Genomic DNA, 15,382 nt, shown 5'->3' with positions numbered 1-15,382 from the left:
GCTAACTCGCTTGACTATTTCGACAGTCATATTTAAGCGCATTTAAAATTGTAATCACCTGCCAACTAAAAAAATCAACACCTTGCAGGCTTGCTACACTAACAGGTTTATTCATCGCAAAGCCATAAACCAGGGTTTGATCATTAAATTTGATCTTTTGCTCTGGCCAACTCAATGCAAATTGGCGCTGAAAATCAACAGCGGCTTGCTTACAATCGCCAGCCTGAATTTGAGTATCAAATGCAACTAATTCATCGAGCTGACTACCTAAGCAGCGTTTAATACCAGCAACAAGATTCTTGGCCGACCTCACTTCGGTCAACAGCGCAACAGCCATAGGGACATATTTTGTTGCCCCAGTTTGCAATAGCACCGCAATAGCTTGCTCTCGAGTAAACTGCTGGCTCACATAGTTGCAAACAAAATTCATCCTTTGTGGGTCTAACAATAATAGGTACACAGACATTAACGGTGAATTAATCATCGCAGCCTTTTCAAATGCGTTTACTGTTTCTTGCATTTCAGGCATATCTGGCAGCTGTTTTACAGCACGTTTTATCGCTTTATAAATAATCGCCTGTGTCTCTGATTTACCGTACACATTTGCCCAATTCAAAAGATCGCTATTGGCTGGCCCACTTATTGTTAAGCTTTTCTGCAAAAGCTTATGTTTTAAAAGCGTAAACTCATGTCGGTTTAATAACCCCAAAAACCTCTGCTTTTGAGAGTTAGACATTAATTGCAGCGCAACCAAGCATGCTTCTGCAACGTCATCTAATGACGTTTCTTGCTGTTTTAACGTCTCGAGCTCTTCAATAATGCACTGCACCATTTCAAACTGTACATTGCTAGCGCTCTGAGATGCTTGTACTTTTAAAATTAACTGCTGACGAACTTGAGCAATAAACCCAATGCTATAAAAAGCACTTTGCTGCATCATATTTAAATTTAAAAGAGCTGCTTTATGCTCATTTAGAATGAGTGATAACACCTTAGCCACCAATTAAAACTGTTGGGTTACCTAAAACAATTTTACCGCCATGAGAAGTACTGTCTCCCATTCTAGCCGCAGGTTTCCCATTTATTTTAACTGTGCCAGAACCGCTATTAATGCTATCTGGTGGGCCAACACATACAAGCATGTCGCCTTTTCTTGCGGCAGGCATATTACCAATCAACACATTGGCTGAACCCACTACAATTGGCCCTCCAACATGAGGTACTGTACCTGTTACTTTTGGGCAAACATGCATGTGCCCTAACGTTGAAGCGGGTTTTCCCATATTCCTTTCCTTGTTATTAGCTATTCGTTTAAAGGAATAACTTGTAACTTATTTGTGCTCACGAGTTTTGCCAACTCTTGCGCTATTTCTGCATACGAGAGATCGTTTATTATTGAGCTTGTTTGTGTTGCGTATTGGTAAATATGCGACAACACATTGCTACTATTGAGTACAGGGTGAAGGTTTATAAAAAATTGCTCTGCAAAATAACCATCTAGGCCCTTAAAATAATCTATTGGCAAGTTTAAAAACGGATCATCTGGGCGATTTACACAAAGACACACCAAATGAGGAAGCCCATAACGGCAATAAACGGTAAAGCCATTACTTGCTGCGCCATGCACGACACCTGGTTGAAACGTATTAAGTAATTCCATGCTAGTTCAACTTGATCATGCCAGCAGAAAGGGTAATTGCACTCCCATCAACCTTTACGTTACTGCCTTTAATATTAATATTTGTGCCTTCAATTGAAATATTCCCGCTACTGCTCATAGTAATTTTTGCCGATCCGGTCTTAATAACGATTTCTTTTCCTGCTTCGATATTGAGTGATTTACCCACTTTCAATGTGTCATTTTCACCGATATCGACGGTGCGATTCACTTTTACTTTGGCATCATCATTGTTGCCCACTTCAAGGAATCGATCATTATCAATTTTTTCTTTTTGATCATTTTTTACATACAGCTGCTTATCTTTTTCAGCTTGCATGTATACAAGCTCACTGCCTTTTTTATCTTCAAAACGCAGTTCATTAAAATTATCGGCACCGCCCTCTTTTGTTGAGCGTGTTTTAATACCGCTTTGTGTTTTATCTGCAGGCAATGCATAAGGAGGCATTAAATCAGCGTTGTATACTGCACCGCTAATGATTGGCTGATCAGGATCGCCATTAATAAAGTCAACTAACACCTCTTGCCCGACACGAGGAAAGAAAAATGCACCCCATTTTTTACCGGCCCAGTTTTGCGCAACCCTGATCCAACATGAACTTTGCGAGTCTTTTTTACCTTCTCGGTCCCAATCGAACTGCACTTTCACACGTCCGTATTGATCAACCATAATTTCATCTGCGCTGTCGCCTGTCACTATGGCTGTTTGCACACCATGAATAACAGGTTTGCGCATGCTGTGAGCTGCACGATATGGCACATCTTTTGGCACACATTCAAAGTGGTTGGTAAATACTTCTTGCGCGCCAGATTGCTGAGTACCTGACTGATTTGGCACCGTTATAGACGTTAGTAACGAGGTGATAGCAAACGTTTTACCTTCTAGGCGCGGGTCTTCATGTTTTTTAAAGCTAAATAATTTACCTACGGAGAATGAACGGCAATCACTTCTACCGCTACTTAACTTCATATTACGCTGTAATGATTCAAGTTGAACGGCTGCCAAACCTGCAGCTCTTGGATGGGTTTCGGCTTCTGCGGTATATTCAAAAATTTCAGCGACTGACTGGGTTGGTAAATCAGCTTTTTTGTGATCGCCATCAGGGTATCGTGGTGGTTGCTTAAAATCATAGCCAATACGCTTGTAGCTGCCAGGCGCAATACTTAAACCACCTTGCCATTTATTTATGTGTGACTCACTGAGGTGACCAGAGGTAAACTCTACTTTTGCTTCAGCGCATTCTTCGTAAGCTGTTATATCATCAGCAAGTACTAACGTATGTGCACTGTTACTATGCTCGAAAAAATAAAAAATACCTTCTTGCTGAAGCAAGCGTTGAATAAAGTCAAAATCTGACTCTTGGTATTGAACACAATACTCGTACTTAGGATACGTTTTAGTTGTATTATCTTTAAAAGCGACACTGTGTTGACCAAACAAATCGGCAAAAATGTCTTTTATACTTTTCTTTTGAAAGATCCGACTGTTTTTTCGGTTTCGCATTGATGCTGCGAAAGGCACAATTGTAGCGTGGTAATCTATATAATTTTTTTGCTCATCAATATCAGCGGTGCGGCTACCATTAGATACTAATTGGCTAACTATGCCATGAAAATAACGCTCACCTGCGCTATCGGCATTCTTTACTTTAATAGAAACAGGTTTTCCCACCAGATCTTCATGCGCTATTTGTGTGCCTATAGTGAACATATTCACTGACATCACAAACAAATCAGACATAGACTCTTGCACCACCAGTCGAGTTAAGTAAAGTGCATCTTTACCTGCTGGGGTGTTAATCTGAATTACATTATTATCTTGTGTCGCTTTTTGCATTCCATGCTTCCTATTTCCTAAAGATCAAAAAAGCTCTGAGTAAAACTCAGAGCTATTAGGTACTGCAAAAAATTACATTTGCTGACCTTTAACACCGCTGTAACCATAAACAAGTGGTGCAGTGATGTTATTTTTGTCGTCTGTAGGAGTAACAGTCATCATCATTTCTGTGTAGCTGATAGTGATTGTTTCAACTGGACGGTCGTTTTGAACTGATACAGAGTAGCTAGAGATCATTGCATCTGTAAGTTCGATTTTCATGATTTCTTCAACTTTATCACCTTGCTTAGTGATGTGGAAAACAGCCGGAAGGCCTTTACCAATTGTCGCTTCTTTGAAAAGGTCTGGAGACGCTTTATCTTGAAGTTTAGTGATAGTTACATCACCTAAGCGAGTTGAGCTAGATTCACGGTCCATTGCTATACCAGTGTGTGCTGAAATTTCACGGCTTACGTTCCAATCTAATGATAAAACTGTGATTAAATCTTTAAAAGACTCAGCAGTAGTTTCGCCTTTAATTGAACCGTATTTTAAATATGTATTTGATTGCATTTGATAATGCTCCTTTTAATTTATAAATAACATCCATTACATTGGATCATTTACTTTTGGTTTCCCAAAATTCCTTTGAAATCATTATCTCTAACTGCGCAACGAAAAGGTCTTCAATATCCTTTCCCTAGACGAAGACAATGTCTCAATGTTCCATCAATTAATGAAGACGGACAAATTATAATCCGACTCCAAAAAAGAAACAAGAAACTAATTTAAATATATCAATTTATATTAACAACAAAAGAACCATCATTTATATCTAATGATATATCATTGATTTTGCTACCACTAACAAGGCTATCAAGTAAAGATTCAGATAATAAAGGCAAGACATTATTTTGCAATAATGCATGAATATTTCTTGCACCCGAACCAGAGTCATTACAATTGTTAACTATATAATCTACAACAAGATCTGAATATAAAAAATCAGATTTGTAATTTTTGTTAACTCTATTTTTTATTTTACATAATTGCAGTTTTGTAATTTCTGCAAGAGTTTCTTTATTAAGTGGCAAATAGGGTATGACGTTGATACGACCAAGAAATGCAGCTTTAAATACTTCAAGTAAATCAGTTTGAATAGCCTTTTGCAGACCCTGAACGCTTGGCGCAGTTTCTTCATCTTCAAAAAGACTCATTGTTGTATCAGTACCCACATTTGAGGTCATGATAATAATTGTGTTTTTAAAGTCGATATCTCTACCTTCACCATCTTTAATGGTGCCTTTGTCAAACACTTGATAAAAAATGTCATGTACACCAGGGTGCGCTTTTTCAATTTCATCTAATAAAATAACACTGTATGGCTTACGTCTGATCGCTTCTGTTAATACGCCACCTTCACCATAACCTACATAACCTGGAGGTGAGCCAAGGAGTAACGAAACTTTATGCTCTTCTTTGTATTCTGACATATTGATGACAGTGATGTTTTCTTCACTACCATACACTTCATTCGCTAACGCAAGTGCCGTTTCAGTTTTACCCACACCACTTGGACCCGCTAGCATAAAAATTCCATTCGGGCGGCTTTCGTCTGCTAAGTGCGCTTTAGATGTCTGTACAACTTTTGCAATTAGCTCCAACGCATGATCTTGACCCACAACACGCTCTTTCATTGTGCTGGCTAAATTAAGAACACTCTTCACATCATCTTCATGCATCTTGCCAACTGGAATGCCTGTCCAGTCAGAAATAACTTGAGCAATTAACTCATCATCAACCTGCCAATGCACCATGTTTGAATCATATTTAGCTAAGTTTTCTTTGCATTGTTGTAGCTTTTCAATTTCTTCACTTGGCTGTTCTATTTCATCATTCAGGCCACTAATGACTTCTTTTACATCTTTAATAAGCAACATTTCATTTTCGAACTGCGACTTTAATGGTGCAAGCTGCTCAGTAATTTGCTGGCACTTATTTGTTAAACTATCAAGCACCTCACTGTGATTTAATCCTGTGCGTTGCTCACGGGTTAACATATTGATTTGCGACTCTATTTCTGAGCGTTCATTTTCAAGCGTTTCAATTGAATTAGGTGTTGATGCTTGGCTCATTGCAACCCGAGCGCAGGCTGTATCAAGTAAACCAACCGCTTTATCAGGAAGTTGTCTGCCGGTAATGTAGCGGTGTGATAAATGCACTGCACTTTCTAGTGCTTGCTCAGAAATGAACACATTATGATGCTTTTCCATAACAGGTACTAAACCACGTAACATCGCAATCGCTTTTTCTGGTGTAGGCTCTTCCACTTTAACGACTTGGAATCGACGCGCCAGTGCTGCGTCTTTTTCAAAGAATTTTTTATATTCAGCCCATGTTGTGGCTGCAATTGTTCTGAGTTCACCGCGCGCTAGTGCCGGTTTTAATAGATTTGCTGCATCATTTTGACCAGCTTGACCACCACTACCGATCATAGTGTGCGCTTCATCGATAAATAAAATAACAGGATTTGGGGTATTTTTAATTTCCGATATTAAAGACTTAAGTCTATTTTCGAACTCACCTTTCATACCAGCACCTGCTTGTAACAAAGCAAGGTCTAGAGTGTGAATTTTTACATTTTTTAGAACATCTGGAACACTGCCTTGTGCAATCCTAAGCGCTAACCCTTCAACAACGGCCGTTTTACCAACTCCAGCTTCACCAGTTAGAATGGGGTTATTTTGTCTACGTCGAGTAAGAATATCGACCATTTGTCTAATTTCAAAATCACGCCCCAAAATTGGATCTATTTTTCCTGCTTTTGCTTGAGCTGTTAGATCAACTGTAAATTGATCTAAACTCGGCGTTTTAGAACTTGTAGATACCGATGTTTCAGTCTGACTATTTGCCACAGGACTTTGCTCTTGAGACTTAGAGACCATTTCAGGCCAAGCATGCAATAATTGCCCTGCTTCTATCTTATTGAACTCTTTACTACAACGACTCACTAAACTTGCTAAAGTGTCATCTTTTACCAGCGTGTAAATTAAGTAAGCACTACGGATTTGTGTATCTGTAAAATCAATGCTCGTACTAAGCCACGTTTGCTTAAGCAAACTGGTAACATGCATCGATAAGCTCGGTGATGAGTTACAACCCGTTTTGTGCATTTCTAAAGACTTATTCAAATCATTTTTTAACGAGTCGCTGTCAATATCGTAAGCGCTCAAAATAATTCTAAAGTCATCAAGTTGTTGTTCAAGCATTGCTAATAACCAGTGCTCTAATTCAACAGTGAAGTGACTTCTGCTATTACAAATTGCAACAGCTTGTTCAAGACTCTTTTTGCACTCAGGGCTTAATTTTTCAACGAGTGTATTTAGCGTCATTGTAGACATAATATTTCCTTGTATTTATTTATCCTTTGAACGAAAGCTCAGAGACTTTGCCGTCTATAGTTGCTTTTTCTGAAAACAGAAAACTATTACAGCCTAATTGAAGTCGCTCTTTTAATAGTTGCTTTGCACCAAGTTTGTAGAAGTTTGCTTTTACTATTAGTGCATGCTGAATTTGATTACCAACAAAATCATTCACTATTTGATGGGCTAAATTCCAAAGCTCTTGCTGTGGTAGAAGACGGGCTGTTTGGTGCTCATTTTTGGGCTCAATAGTAACTTCTATCTTTGTTGAGATGTCCCAAACTTGCTTACCTGCTATTGCGTCAATACCAAGCCTTGCATGTTGTCCTGCAAAGCCCCCGCTGTTAATGCGGGTTTGCTCTGATTTTTTTAGTGGCTGCCACTGACCCACAAACTGATTTATGCTGACGTCACAACCTAAATAGAAAGTTAAAATATTTCGCAGATCAGCAATATTTCGCGTTTTTCGACTGAAAAGACCACTGAAATAAAGCTGATGAGGGGCATTGCCCCCACTCAAAAGTGCCAAAATTTTCGTGTGATTATCTTGATTGCTGTTAGCAAAATTAAGCGCGGGTTTATACTTTTTCCAAGCTCGGTAGTACAACGAAATCAAACGATGATTAAACATATCGTAAAAATCTCTCATTGTGCTGTCTTTGTAGCGCAATCTTTGCATCACCAATTCACTATAAAAGTGTGGCAATGCGCCTGAGCAACCGGTCATCCCCATAAATGATATTTCCATATCAAACTGAGTGATCCCTGCAACGCTTTTAGCAGGTTTTAATTTAGTTATCGCATTACCCGCAAAGCCAAACTTTTGTGTTGAACTAAACTTAATCAGCTCTAGTTTTGGCTGACAATCATAGCCAACTTTCCGGTAGTGCTGAGCCGTACTCGATAACTGCGACTCGATCACAAACACGGCTTTGTAAAAATCTATTTCTGTCGCGTTCTCGAGCAATTGAGCAATCATAGTAGCACCTCTGAACCGACTCTAGCTGGCCACTGATGATAAACTCGGTCTTGTTCTTTTAACTTTAGACTTAAGCGTGTAAAGCTATTAATTGATGCAAATTGCGAGAAGAAACAATCAAGAACTGAAGCAAAAAAGAACACCCCACTGCCAGCGTAATCATCATTTGCAAACGTAATTTCAATATCGGTACCTGTTGCAAATGCAACCCGCCCATTTTGCACAACTCGTGCAGTTGCGGGTTCAATTTTGACGCTATAGATATTATCAATCATCCCTTTTGATTGGGGTGTTGCTTTAAAATCATATAGTCTCAATGTTTCTTTCAATTTCTCTACGCTGTGCTCACCACTGAATGAATCAAGAGTCAGATGATTAATCAGTTGCCAACGAGTATTGCTACCCAACACAGGTCTTACCGCATGAGTAGGTGCAACTAGGCACCTGATTTTTTTGATGACATCGCCACGCTTTGGTAATGTAAAACCAAGCTCATCATCACCAAATGGTAAACTAGCTGGTAGATTGCGGTTACTACACTGCGCCCTTGCTGTTACGACCGTATTTCCCTCACTGAGTGCTTGCGCACTATTTTCAAAGCCACCATTTACTAATGACAAATAAGTTTCGGTGCCCGCTTCTGCATAACCACCGGCCCAAAGGGCTGTTTCTCGTCGAGTATGCCAATAGAGATCTTTATGCTCTTGATATTTAGGGTGTGTTTGCGCATAAAAAGGCGTCACCAGCTGTTTATTCCCCTTGTGGTCAAATGCAACTACTTCTTCAAGACTAATAACCTCTGATATTTCAGAGTCGATATAACGTGGTGCAAGCTTATACTCATATTCGCTTAGCTCTGGGCGGATCGGTTCAAGTTCTTGTTCATATAAATTTATGATTGGCGTGCAGCCCAGCAAGAACATGTCTTTATCTACTTGCTTCTCCAACTCGCTCGACTCAACATCTAAATAAAAATAAAGCGTTGTAGTGCTTGCATTGCGTGGTAGTACAGAACGAATATTTTGTAACTCAAAAAACTTAAATTTTTCAGGAAAAATAAAGTTCTCGACTAATAGCCTATATGCTGATGATGAACGCATTGAATAAGGTACTACAGCCTCATGCTCCTCAAAACCAACTGATTTTAAATGAGTTTTCGAGAGGTAATGCACTCCCTCATCGCCATTGTCTACTGCTATTCCGATGCAATGTTTAAACAATAGCTCGTAAACTTTGAGCGCATAATGCCATTGTCCATGAATATAAATTTTTAGATCATTTAGCTCTGTTTCATGCAATGAAACGCCATCATATTCACCAGTCAGTTGTAACTTAAAAATCGCTTTAGCTGGTTCATTAAACTTTGGTTTAGGCGCAATAAAAGGACTGTTATCAAACTGGGCAGCTGTTATCTCTACAGGCCACAAATTGGTATCAAAACAGCTTTGAAATTTACACTGTTTCATTCCTTCTACATTAGTTTCAAGCTCACTCCCACGCGGAATGATGACCCCAGTCGTTGATAGGTTTTCTGACTCTAACTTTACAATTGATAATGAAGGGATCGGTGCTTGGTAGTCAGGATAAAGCTGACCTAATAGCGCATCCGTTAACTCAGGAAAGCTATCATCAAGTTTTTGCCTAATGTTGGCAGTTAAAAATGCAAATGATTCGACTAACCTTGAAACATGAGGATCTTCTATCACTTCGTCTGTAAGTTTTAACCTGCCTGCCACTTTTGGGTATTTTTCTGCAAAGTCTTTCCCAAGGTGGCGCACATACGCTAATTCACGATTGTAATACTTTAATAATTCATCATTCATAGTGAAGACTCATAGATTTTCATACCTAAACTAACTGGCTCAACTTCAGAGTTAAAACTGATGTATTCAGGCTCAGGATCGGCATATAACAAGGCATTAATTCTTAGGTTTAAAATGCGGTTAAGGGGTAGCTCTTCATCAACTAGCACTTCAACTTCAATAAACCTAGGCTCAAATCGCAAAATTGCATCTCGAACTTTTTCACATAACGCTGCTCGCCCCTCATGGGAACTTACAACCATGCTTGAAAAGTCTGGCAATCCATATGATAAACACGATGTTGCAAGCTCACTGTATTGACTTGGCCATGTATGCCACTGGATCCGAGCATTTAACAGTGCTTCGATATCTCGCCTAACGTAACTTTTTAAAAGTGATAAGCTGATACCATCCGTTCGCTGTGGCGAATCCTGTACTTCAGGCTCGTCATCTATCAAGCGGTCTAAAATTGATGCTTTGAGCGGCTGTTTGCTTGCAATCATGAAAATTTCACGCTCAATTAATGAAAGAGCCAAGTTCAGACAATAAAACCGCTTCATCATTTATGAACAGCATTTTCATCCCTCGGCCTAAATACATTTCTTCACTTATTTCATGCCATTCAGTCACTTGACCTAATTTTTCAATTTCGCTCTTTGAGTGTGGGTAAACAACTGGGATATGAGCAGTACCGACAGGTCCATCTTTGATAGTTACTTCAACGCGTAGCCAAATTTGCTCAACGATTGATTCTATTGGCTGAACTTCAAACTTTTCGATTTCATCGAAACGAGCTAAATAAAACTCGCCATTGGTACCCAAAAGTTCCAAATATGGGTTTAATGAATCATCAATATCTCTTATTGCAGTAAGTTGCTCATTTACTGTACTTATCCTGAGAGACTCAACTTTAGCTGCCTTTTCAGTCGCTAATTTAAAATCATCTTCGCGTAAATCGATATGCATCTGAAGAAATACTTCATCGAGTTCATCTGCTTCATGAAATAGCTTAGGGGCCGCTTTACCTTCGTAAAAATCCTGTCTTGCTTGCTCAGCTCTAATTAGGTGCCTTAAATTAACAGCGCCCACCGCTAGCTCAGGCGACTTTGTCACCATAAAATCTAATTGTTTATCAGCTTTTTCAAGCTCACCGTTCACACACAATAGTTCCGTGTAAGCACTGCGAATATCAAAGTTAAGTGGATCATCTTTTAGTTTCTGTGCGCAATACTCTAATGCATCAGCTAATTTTCCATTGCGAATACACTCATGGATCTTCTTCATTTCTATTCCTTTATTTGGTGATGAGGACTTAGTTCAGTCACTAATTTGATACTTGATATCATTTGATCAAGCTGAAAATGGGGTTGTAATTGTAAAACAGAAAAATAATGGCCTGGCCTCGATTTATTTTCAGTCACTTTTACTTTTGCATTCGCCAAAGGATACTTACTTCTGATTTGCTCTGAGGCAGAATCCGATGCTGTTGTGTAGTTATTAACCCATGCTTGCAAACCTTGTTCACAGGCTTGGGCTGTACTATAAGAGCCAACTCGATCACGCGCTAACAGCTTTAAATAATGAGCAAAGCGTGAAACACATAAAATATATTGCAGCATAGACGATAAACGAGCGTTTACAGTAGAAGCCTCACTATCGTAGTGTTTGGCTTGCTGAGCTGATGCATTACTATAAAAAACGAGATGCTCAGTATTTGTCACTGACGATGCTGGGATAAACCCAAGTTCAGAGAACTGCTTTTCTAATTTACTTGTCACAATCAAGTCTATTGGTGGCTTAGCTTCTTTTCTGTAAACATCGGTTGAAAAGTAATTTTTCGTCAATCCGGTAACGATGCCTTTAGATATTTTGCCAGGCTCAATGCCTCTTATTTGACCAAACCAACCACTTTCTGCATAAGCACGCACTAATGTCGACACAAATTGGTAAGCGGCGTTTCCCCATAACATTTCTGTTTCAGGCGTGGTTATTTTTTCTGTATATAAAAAATCTAAGTGGCGTGTGCCGTCGTTTTTATAGGGTGCTCTAACTAATACATGCGGCAATACAAGACCAACAAAACGCGCATCTTCCATGTTCCTAAAGCTACGCCATTTCGTATATTCGACCTGTTCAAACTGAGTATACAAATCAAATTGATAGCCTAAATCAGTAAAACTATTTGCACCAAATAAGCTTGCAGACACAGCAGTAATAAATGGCGAAAAAGAGGCTGCGGCTACTTTCGAAATTTCTTTTAAGGTGTCTATATCGTTGTAAATTGTACCCGGTGCATTGCCATTGGTAATTTCGTAATCACCAATCAATACACCAAAAGGCTCACCGCCTGGACGATCGAACTCATTTTGATAAATTAATTGAAAGAAGCTACTTTGATCAAAGTCGATTGCTTTATTAACATCTCTCGATAACGTATTCCAATCACAATCTAACAGCCGTAACTTTACTTTTTTTTCTTTATCATTAAGTTCTGTTTGTAAAGTTAACCACCACAAATTGCGCCAGCTGGCTTCTAATTGTTGTAACTTGGGGTGATGTAATATTTGATCTAATTGCTTAGAAATAATCGAATCTATTTTGACAATGGTCAGTTGCAAATATGAACTAATTGACTCTTTATCCCACTGTAAGGGGGAATCTGAAGAGCCTTCAAGCCATAATAACAACGCTTTAAATGTTTCTTTCTCATTAAGAAAGCGTTCCAATAAAGCGCTATTTTCGAAGATATCAGACGCTGTATTATTTGAAATTACAGCGTCTTCTCCTATGAATGAAAACTCTTCACAGTTCATTTTGCATCATCCTTAATGCAGAAAGGGTTAGCCAATCTCAGGGATTTTGGCAACCAATCTAAGCGATGACGTAAGCTCTTCCATTTGTAACCATGGTCTTAACCATGCAACGGCATTGTAGGCTCCCGGTTGACCAGAGATTTCCTTCACAGAAACTTTTGCATCGGCTAGAGGGTAACGGGCTCTAATATCTTGACCACCGCCCTCTGTTGCATTGACATATGATAGTATCCAACGATTTAACCATGATTCAACATCTTCAGCTTCCATGTAGCTACCAATTTTATCGCGCGCCATTACTTTTAAATAATGAGCAAAACGTGATGTAGCCATTATATATGGCAAACGCGCAGAAATTGCAGCATTTGCAGTCGCATCAGGCGTTGAATAAACTTCTGGTTTCTGGCAAGTTTGACCACCAAAGAACACAGCGTAATCAGTATTTTTATAATGGCACAGTGGTAAGAAACCAAGTTTACTTAATTCTGCTTCACGTCGATCAGTAATACCAATCTCTGTTGGGCATTTAAGATCAGGATCACCATCATCACTAGTGAATATATGCGTCGGCAAACCTTCTACTTTACCGCCGCCTTCAGCGCCGCGAATAGCTGTACAAAAACCATATTGAGAGAATGCTTTTGTCATATTCGTTGCCATTGCGTAGGCAGCATTACTCCAACAATAATCAGCGTTATCGGTACTTACAGAGCGACCGGCAAGTTCATCAACTTCAAACTCTTCATAGTTGAATTCTTCAACCGGTTTAGATGCTGCACCGTAAGGTAAACGAGATAAAAATCTTGGCATTGTGAGTGAAACAAAGCGTGAATCATCGCTATCTCTAAATGAGCGCCATTTAGTGTATTCAAGAGATTCAAAAACTTTTTCAAGATCTCTTGGTTTAGTAAGCTCTTCCCAACTATCAAAACCAAAGAGTGAAGGTGATGATGCTGAAATGAACGGACAGAAACCCGCTGCAGCAACGTTTGACATTAAGCCAAGAGTTTCCACGTCTTCAGGGTGATTAGTAAATTCAAAATCACCTACAATAGTGCCGTAAGGTTCACCACCCGGTGTACCAAATTCTGACTCGTAGATTTTTTTGAATGTTTGGCTTTGATCAAACTCAACCGCTTTACTTAAATCTTTATGAAGTTCTTTCTTCTTCATATTAAGTACGCGAATTTTTAGAGTTGAGCCAGTATCTGAATTCATCACTAAATGATTTAGGCCACGCCATGAACCTTCTAATTTTTGAAAGTCTTCATGGTGCATAATAACACTGAGTTGTTTCGATATTTTTTGATCGATCATCTGAATCGCTTCATTGAAAGTCACTGTCATGTTTTTATTCCATTGAACAGTGCCTTTTAAAGCTTCTTCAGTTAATGTGCGTAGCAGCTCTTCAGCTCGACTTGCATCTGTTTGCTTAGTTGCGCCTATAGCTTGAGTTAATAACGATGCTGATTCAGTCGCTGTTGCTGTGTCTAATTCTTGGGCTAGTGTTTCGGTACTCATTTTTCAGACTCCTCTAACTTTAGCTCTTTAGCAATTGAGTCAAGACTCGCTGTGTTGCTTAACACTTCTTCTAAAACATTCTCTAGCTCTTCTGAGCGGTCAATCTTAGTCATTAAGTCACGAAGTTTATTACGTGTCTCCATTAGGTTACGCAATGGTTCAACTTGATTTACGACAGCTGCTGGCTCAAAGTCATCAATACTTTTAAAGTTGAGATCAACGCTAAATTTAGTGCCATCATCAGTTAAAGTATTATCGACATCTAACTTCAAGGAAGGGCTCATTTTCTTTAAAACATCGTTAAAGTTTTCTCTATCAATTTGGATAAAACGTCGGTCTTTTAAAGGTTTTAATACTTCTTGGTTATGACCTGAAAAATCCCCCATTACCCCAACCACAAAAGGCAGCTCTTTTTTTACAATTGCACCTTCAGTTTCAACGTCATAGGTAATGTGTACTCTTGGTTTACGTACACGTTTTAATTTGTCATGGATACTCATTCAAAACTCCTTTTACTCGGTTTCTGTTTCGCTAACTTTGATGCCAGACAGCTTAAAGTATCCGGTCCTAGCATCACTATCGGTTATTAATTCATTTAATAATTCTGGTAGCGATAATTCGCTCCATCGAATAACTTGTTCAATGGTGTAAGACATAGGTGAATGTGGCTCTGTCTTTCTAAAAAACTGCGCAATTTCTTGCAATTTGTTTATCGCATTTTCTCGGCTATTGATTTGGGTATCATTTCGAGAGGGATTCTCATCGACAGGTGTTTCGCCTTCAACTTGCTCATTTTCTTGCGATTCTTGTATCGACTTCGCTTCAAGGGATTTAAGTTTGTCTTCACCTAAATGCAAAACTGCATTCAAACACTCTTCAAGTGCTTGTTTAATATAAGAGGTAGGCTGTGATTGCTCTGTAGCAGTATCAAGCGCACTGCTTAATGCACTAAATTCAGTAAGCGCCTCTTCGATATCATTTTTTAATGCTAGGAAAAGTTCAGCGGGAGTCTCTTGTGCACTTTTTACTATTAATTCAAAGTCAATTGCGCCCTGGGCTATTTTTTTTTCTCTCTTTTCTTCACTGAGTCGAGAGACGTCATAGGCCTGCTGGTATTCCCAGTAAGTAAAAGCTTCGTAGTTTTGGCTATCTGTTAATGCGATACTTTTAATAGGGATGATCAGTGCCCCTTCACTTGCGACACCATTTAAACCAACTAATGCAGCCCGAATTCAGATAATAAGTGCACCACTCATGGTTAAACGGTGAGAAGAGATCAACTGCCTGTTGGTGGTACTCTATCGTCGCCAAACAAACAGAAGCATTTACCATGAGTTACAAGCAGTTGATC

The 15,382-nt window shown here is 39.1% G+C and carries 14 protein-coding genes; all 14 read right to left on the bottom strand.

The window, feature by feature from the left end:
* Window position 1: 1 nt before the first annotated feature.
* The 14 genes from L1272_RS13660 to L1272_RS13595 all read right to left on the bottom strand — a co-directional run bounded on the left by L1272_RS13660 (window position 2) and on the right by L1272_RS13595 (window position 14,900).
* Window positions 2–991, bottom strand: coding sequence for a hypothetical protein (locus tag L1272_RS13660; protein WP_235373666.1), 990 nt, complete (start codon window positions 989–991; stop codon window positions 2–4).
* Between the two features lies 1 nt (window position 992).
* Window positions 993–1,283: a PAAR domain-containing protein gene (locus L1272_RS13655; RefSeq protein ID WP_135926857.1), complete on the bottom strand. Its 291-nt coding sequence runs from the start codon at window positions 1,281–1,283 to the stop codon at window positions 993–995.
* A gap of 20 nt (window positions 1,284–1,303) precedes the next feature.
* Window positions 1,304–1,660: a hypothetical protein gene (locus L1272_RS13650; protein ID WP_138618898.1), complete on the bottom strand. Its 357-nt coding sequence runs from the start codon at window positions 1,658–1,660 to the stop codon at window positions 1,304–1,306.
* Window position 1,661: 1 nt separating this feature from the next.
* Complete coding sequence (locus L1272_RS13645; protein WP_235373665.1) at window positions 1,662–3,515, bottom strand: type VI secretion system Vgr family protein; 1,854 nt, start codon at window positions 3,513–3,515, stop codon at window positions 1,662–1,664.
* Window positions 3,516–3,587: 72 nt separating this feature from the next.
* On the bottom strand, window positions 3,588–4,067 hold the full coding sequence (locus L1272_RS13640; RefSeq protein ID WP_235373664.1) for an Hcp family type VI secretion system effector: 480 nt from the start codon (window positions 4,065–4,067) through the stop codon (window positions 3,588–3,590).
* A 224-nt stretch (window positions 4,068–4,291) separates the two neighbouring features.
* Window positions 4,292–6,895, bottom strand: a complete 2,604-nt coding sequence (gene tssH / locus L1272_RS13635) for a type VI secretion system ATPase TssH (protein ID WP_235373663.1) — start codon at window positions 6,893–6,895, stop codon at window positions 4,292–4,294.
* Window positions 6,896–6,914: 19 nt separating this feature from the next.
* On the bottom strand, window positions 6,915–7,895 hold the full coding sequence (tssG, locus tag L1272_RS13630) for a type VI secretion system baseplate subunit TssG (protein ID WP_138618892.1): 981 nt from the start codon (window positions 7,893–7,895) through the stop codon (window positions 6,915–6,917).
* Complete coding sequence (gene tssF / locus L1272_RS13625) at window positions 7,892–9,718, bottom strand: type VI secretion system baseplate subunit TssF (RefSeq protein ID WP_187489395.1); 1,827 nt, start codon at window positions 9,716–9,718, stop codon at window positions 7,892–7,894. Before tssF ends, tssG begins: the two co-directional genes overlap by 4 nt.
* Window positions 9,715–10,200: a type VI secretion system baseplate subunit TssE gene (tssE, locus tag L1272_RS13620; RefSeq protein WP_166338540.1), complete on the bottom strand. Its 486-nt coding sequence runs from the start codon at window positions 10,198–10,200 to the stop codon at window positions 9,715–9,717. Before tssE ends, tssF begins: the two co-directional genes overlap by 4 nt.
* Window positions 10,201–10,213: 13 nt before the next feature.
* The gene (locus tag L1272_RS13615; RefSeq protein ID WP_235373662.1) at window positions 10,214–10,981 is read right to left on the bottom strand and encodes a type VI secretion system accessory protein TagJ; all 768 of its coding nucleotides are present in this window, start codon (window positions 10,979–10,981) and stop codon (window positions 10,214–10,216) included.
* Between the two features lie 2 nt (window positions 10,982–10,983).
* Window positions 10,984–12,510: a type VI secretion system contractile sheath large subunit gene (gene tssC, locus L1272_RS13610; protein ID WP_235373661.1), complete on the bottom strand. Its 1,527-nt coding sequence runs from the start codon at window positions 12,508–12,510 to the stop codon at window positions 10,984–10,986.
* Window positions 12,511–12,537: 27 nt separating this feature from the next.
* The gene (gene tssC, locus L1272_RS13605; protein ID WP_138618882.1) at window positions 12,538–14,031 is read right to left on the bottom strand and encodes a type VI secretion system contractile sheath large subunit; all 1,494 of its coding nucleotides are present in this window, start codon (window positions 14,029–14,031) and stop codon (window positions 12,538–12,540) included.
* Window positions 14,028–14,531, bottom strand: coding sequence for a type VI secretion system contractile sheath small subunit (gene tssB, locus L1272_RS13600; RefSeq protein WP_119853120.1), 504 nt, complete (start codon window positions 14,529–14,531; stop codon window positions 14,028–14,030). Before tssB ends, tssC (L1272_RS13605) begins: the two co-directional genes overlap by 4 nt.
* A gap of 12 nt (window positions 14,532–14,543) precedes the next feature.
* The gene (locus L1272_RS13595) at window positions 14,544–14,900 is read right to left on the bottom strand and encodes a hypothetical protein (protein ID WP_235373660.1); all 357 of its coding nucleotides are present in this window, start codon (window positions 14,898–14,900) and stop codon (window positions 14,544–14,546) included.
* Window positions 14,901–15,382 lie beyond the last annotated feature (482 nt).

It is taken from the genome of Pseudoalteromonas sp. PAST1 (assembly GCF_021532515.1).
Taxonomy (GTDB): Bacteria; Pseudomonadota; Gammaproteobacteria; order Enterobacterales; family Alteromonadaceae; genus Pseudoalteromonas; species Pseudoalteromonas simplex.
This window is presented reverse-complemented; position numbering and strand designations above follow the sequence as displayed.

Bases quoted from the DNA above. Each gene is read 5' to 3' on its own strand.
- tssF (WP_187489395.1), bottom strand. From the start codon at position 9,718: ATGAATGATGAATTATTAAAGTATTACAATCGTGAATTAGCGTATGTG.
- tssG (WP_138618892.1), bottom strand. From the start codon at position 7,895: ATGATTGCTCAATTGCTCGAGAACGCGACAGAAATAGATTTTTACAAA.
- tssC (WP_235373661.1), bottom strand. From the start codon at position 12,510: ATGAACTGTGAAGAGTTTTCATTCATAGGAGAAGACGCTGTAATTTCA.
- L1272_RS13615 (WP_235373662.1), bottom strand. From the start codon at position 10,981: ATGAAGAAGATCCATGAGTGTATTCGCAATGGAAAATTAGCTGATGCA.
- tssC (WP_138618882.1), bottom strand. From the start codon at position 14,031: ATGAGTACCGAAACACTAGCCCAAGAATTAGACACAGCAACAGCGACT.
- tssH (WP_235373663.1), bottom strand. From the start codon at position 6,895: ATGTCTACAATGACGCTAAATACACTCGTTGAAAAATTAAGCCCTGAG.
- L1272_RS13645 (WP_235373665.1), bottom strand. From the start codon at position 3,515: ATGCAAAAAGCGACACAAGATAATAATGTAATTCAGATTAACACCCCA.
- tssE (WP_166338540.1), bottom strand. From the start codon at position 10,200: ATGATTGCAAGCAAACAGCCGCTCAAAGCATCAATTTTAGACCGCTTG.
- L1272_RS13640 (WP_235373664.1), bottom strand. From the start codon at position 4,067: ATGCAATCAAATACATATTTAAAATACGGTTCAATTAAAGGCGAAACT.
- tssB (WP_119853120.1), bottom strand. From the start codon at position 14,531: ATGAGTATCCATGACAAATTAAAACGTGTACGTAAACCAAGAGTACAC.
- L1272_RS13650 (WP_138618898.1), bottom strand. From the start codon at position 1,660: ATGGAATTACTTAATACGTTTCAACCAGGTGTCGTGCATGGCGCAGCA.
- L1272_RS13655 (WP_135926857.1), bottom strand. From the start codon at position 1,283: ATGGGAAAACCCGCTTCAACGTTAGGGCACATGCATGTTTGCCCAAAA.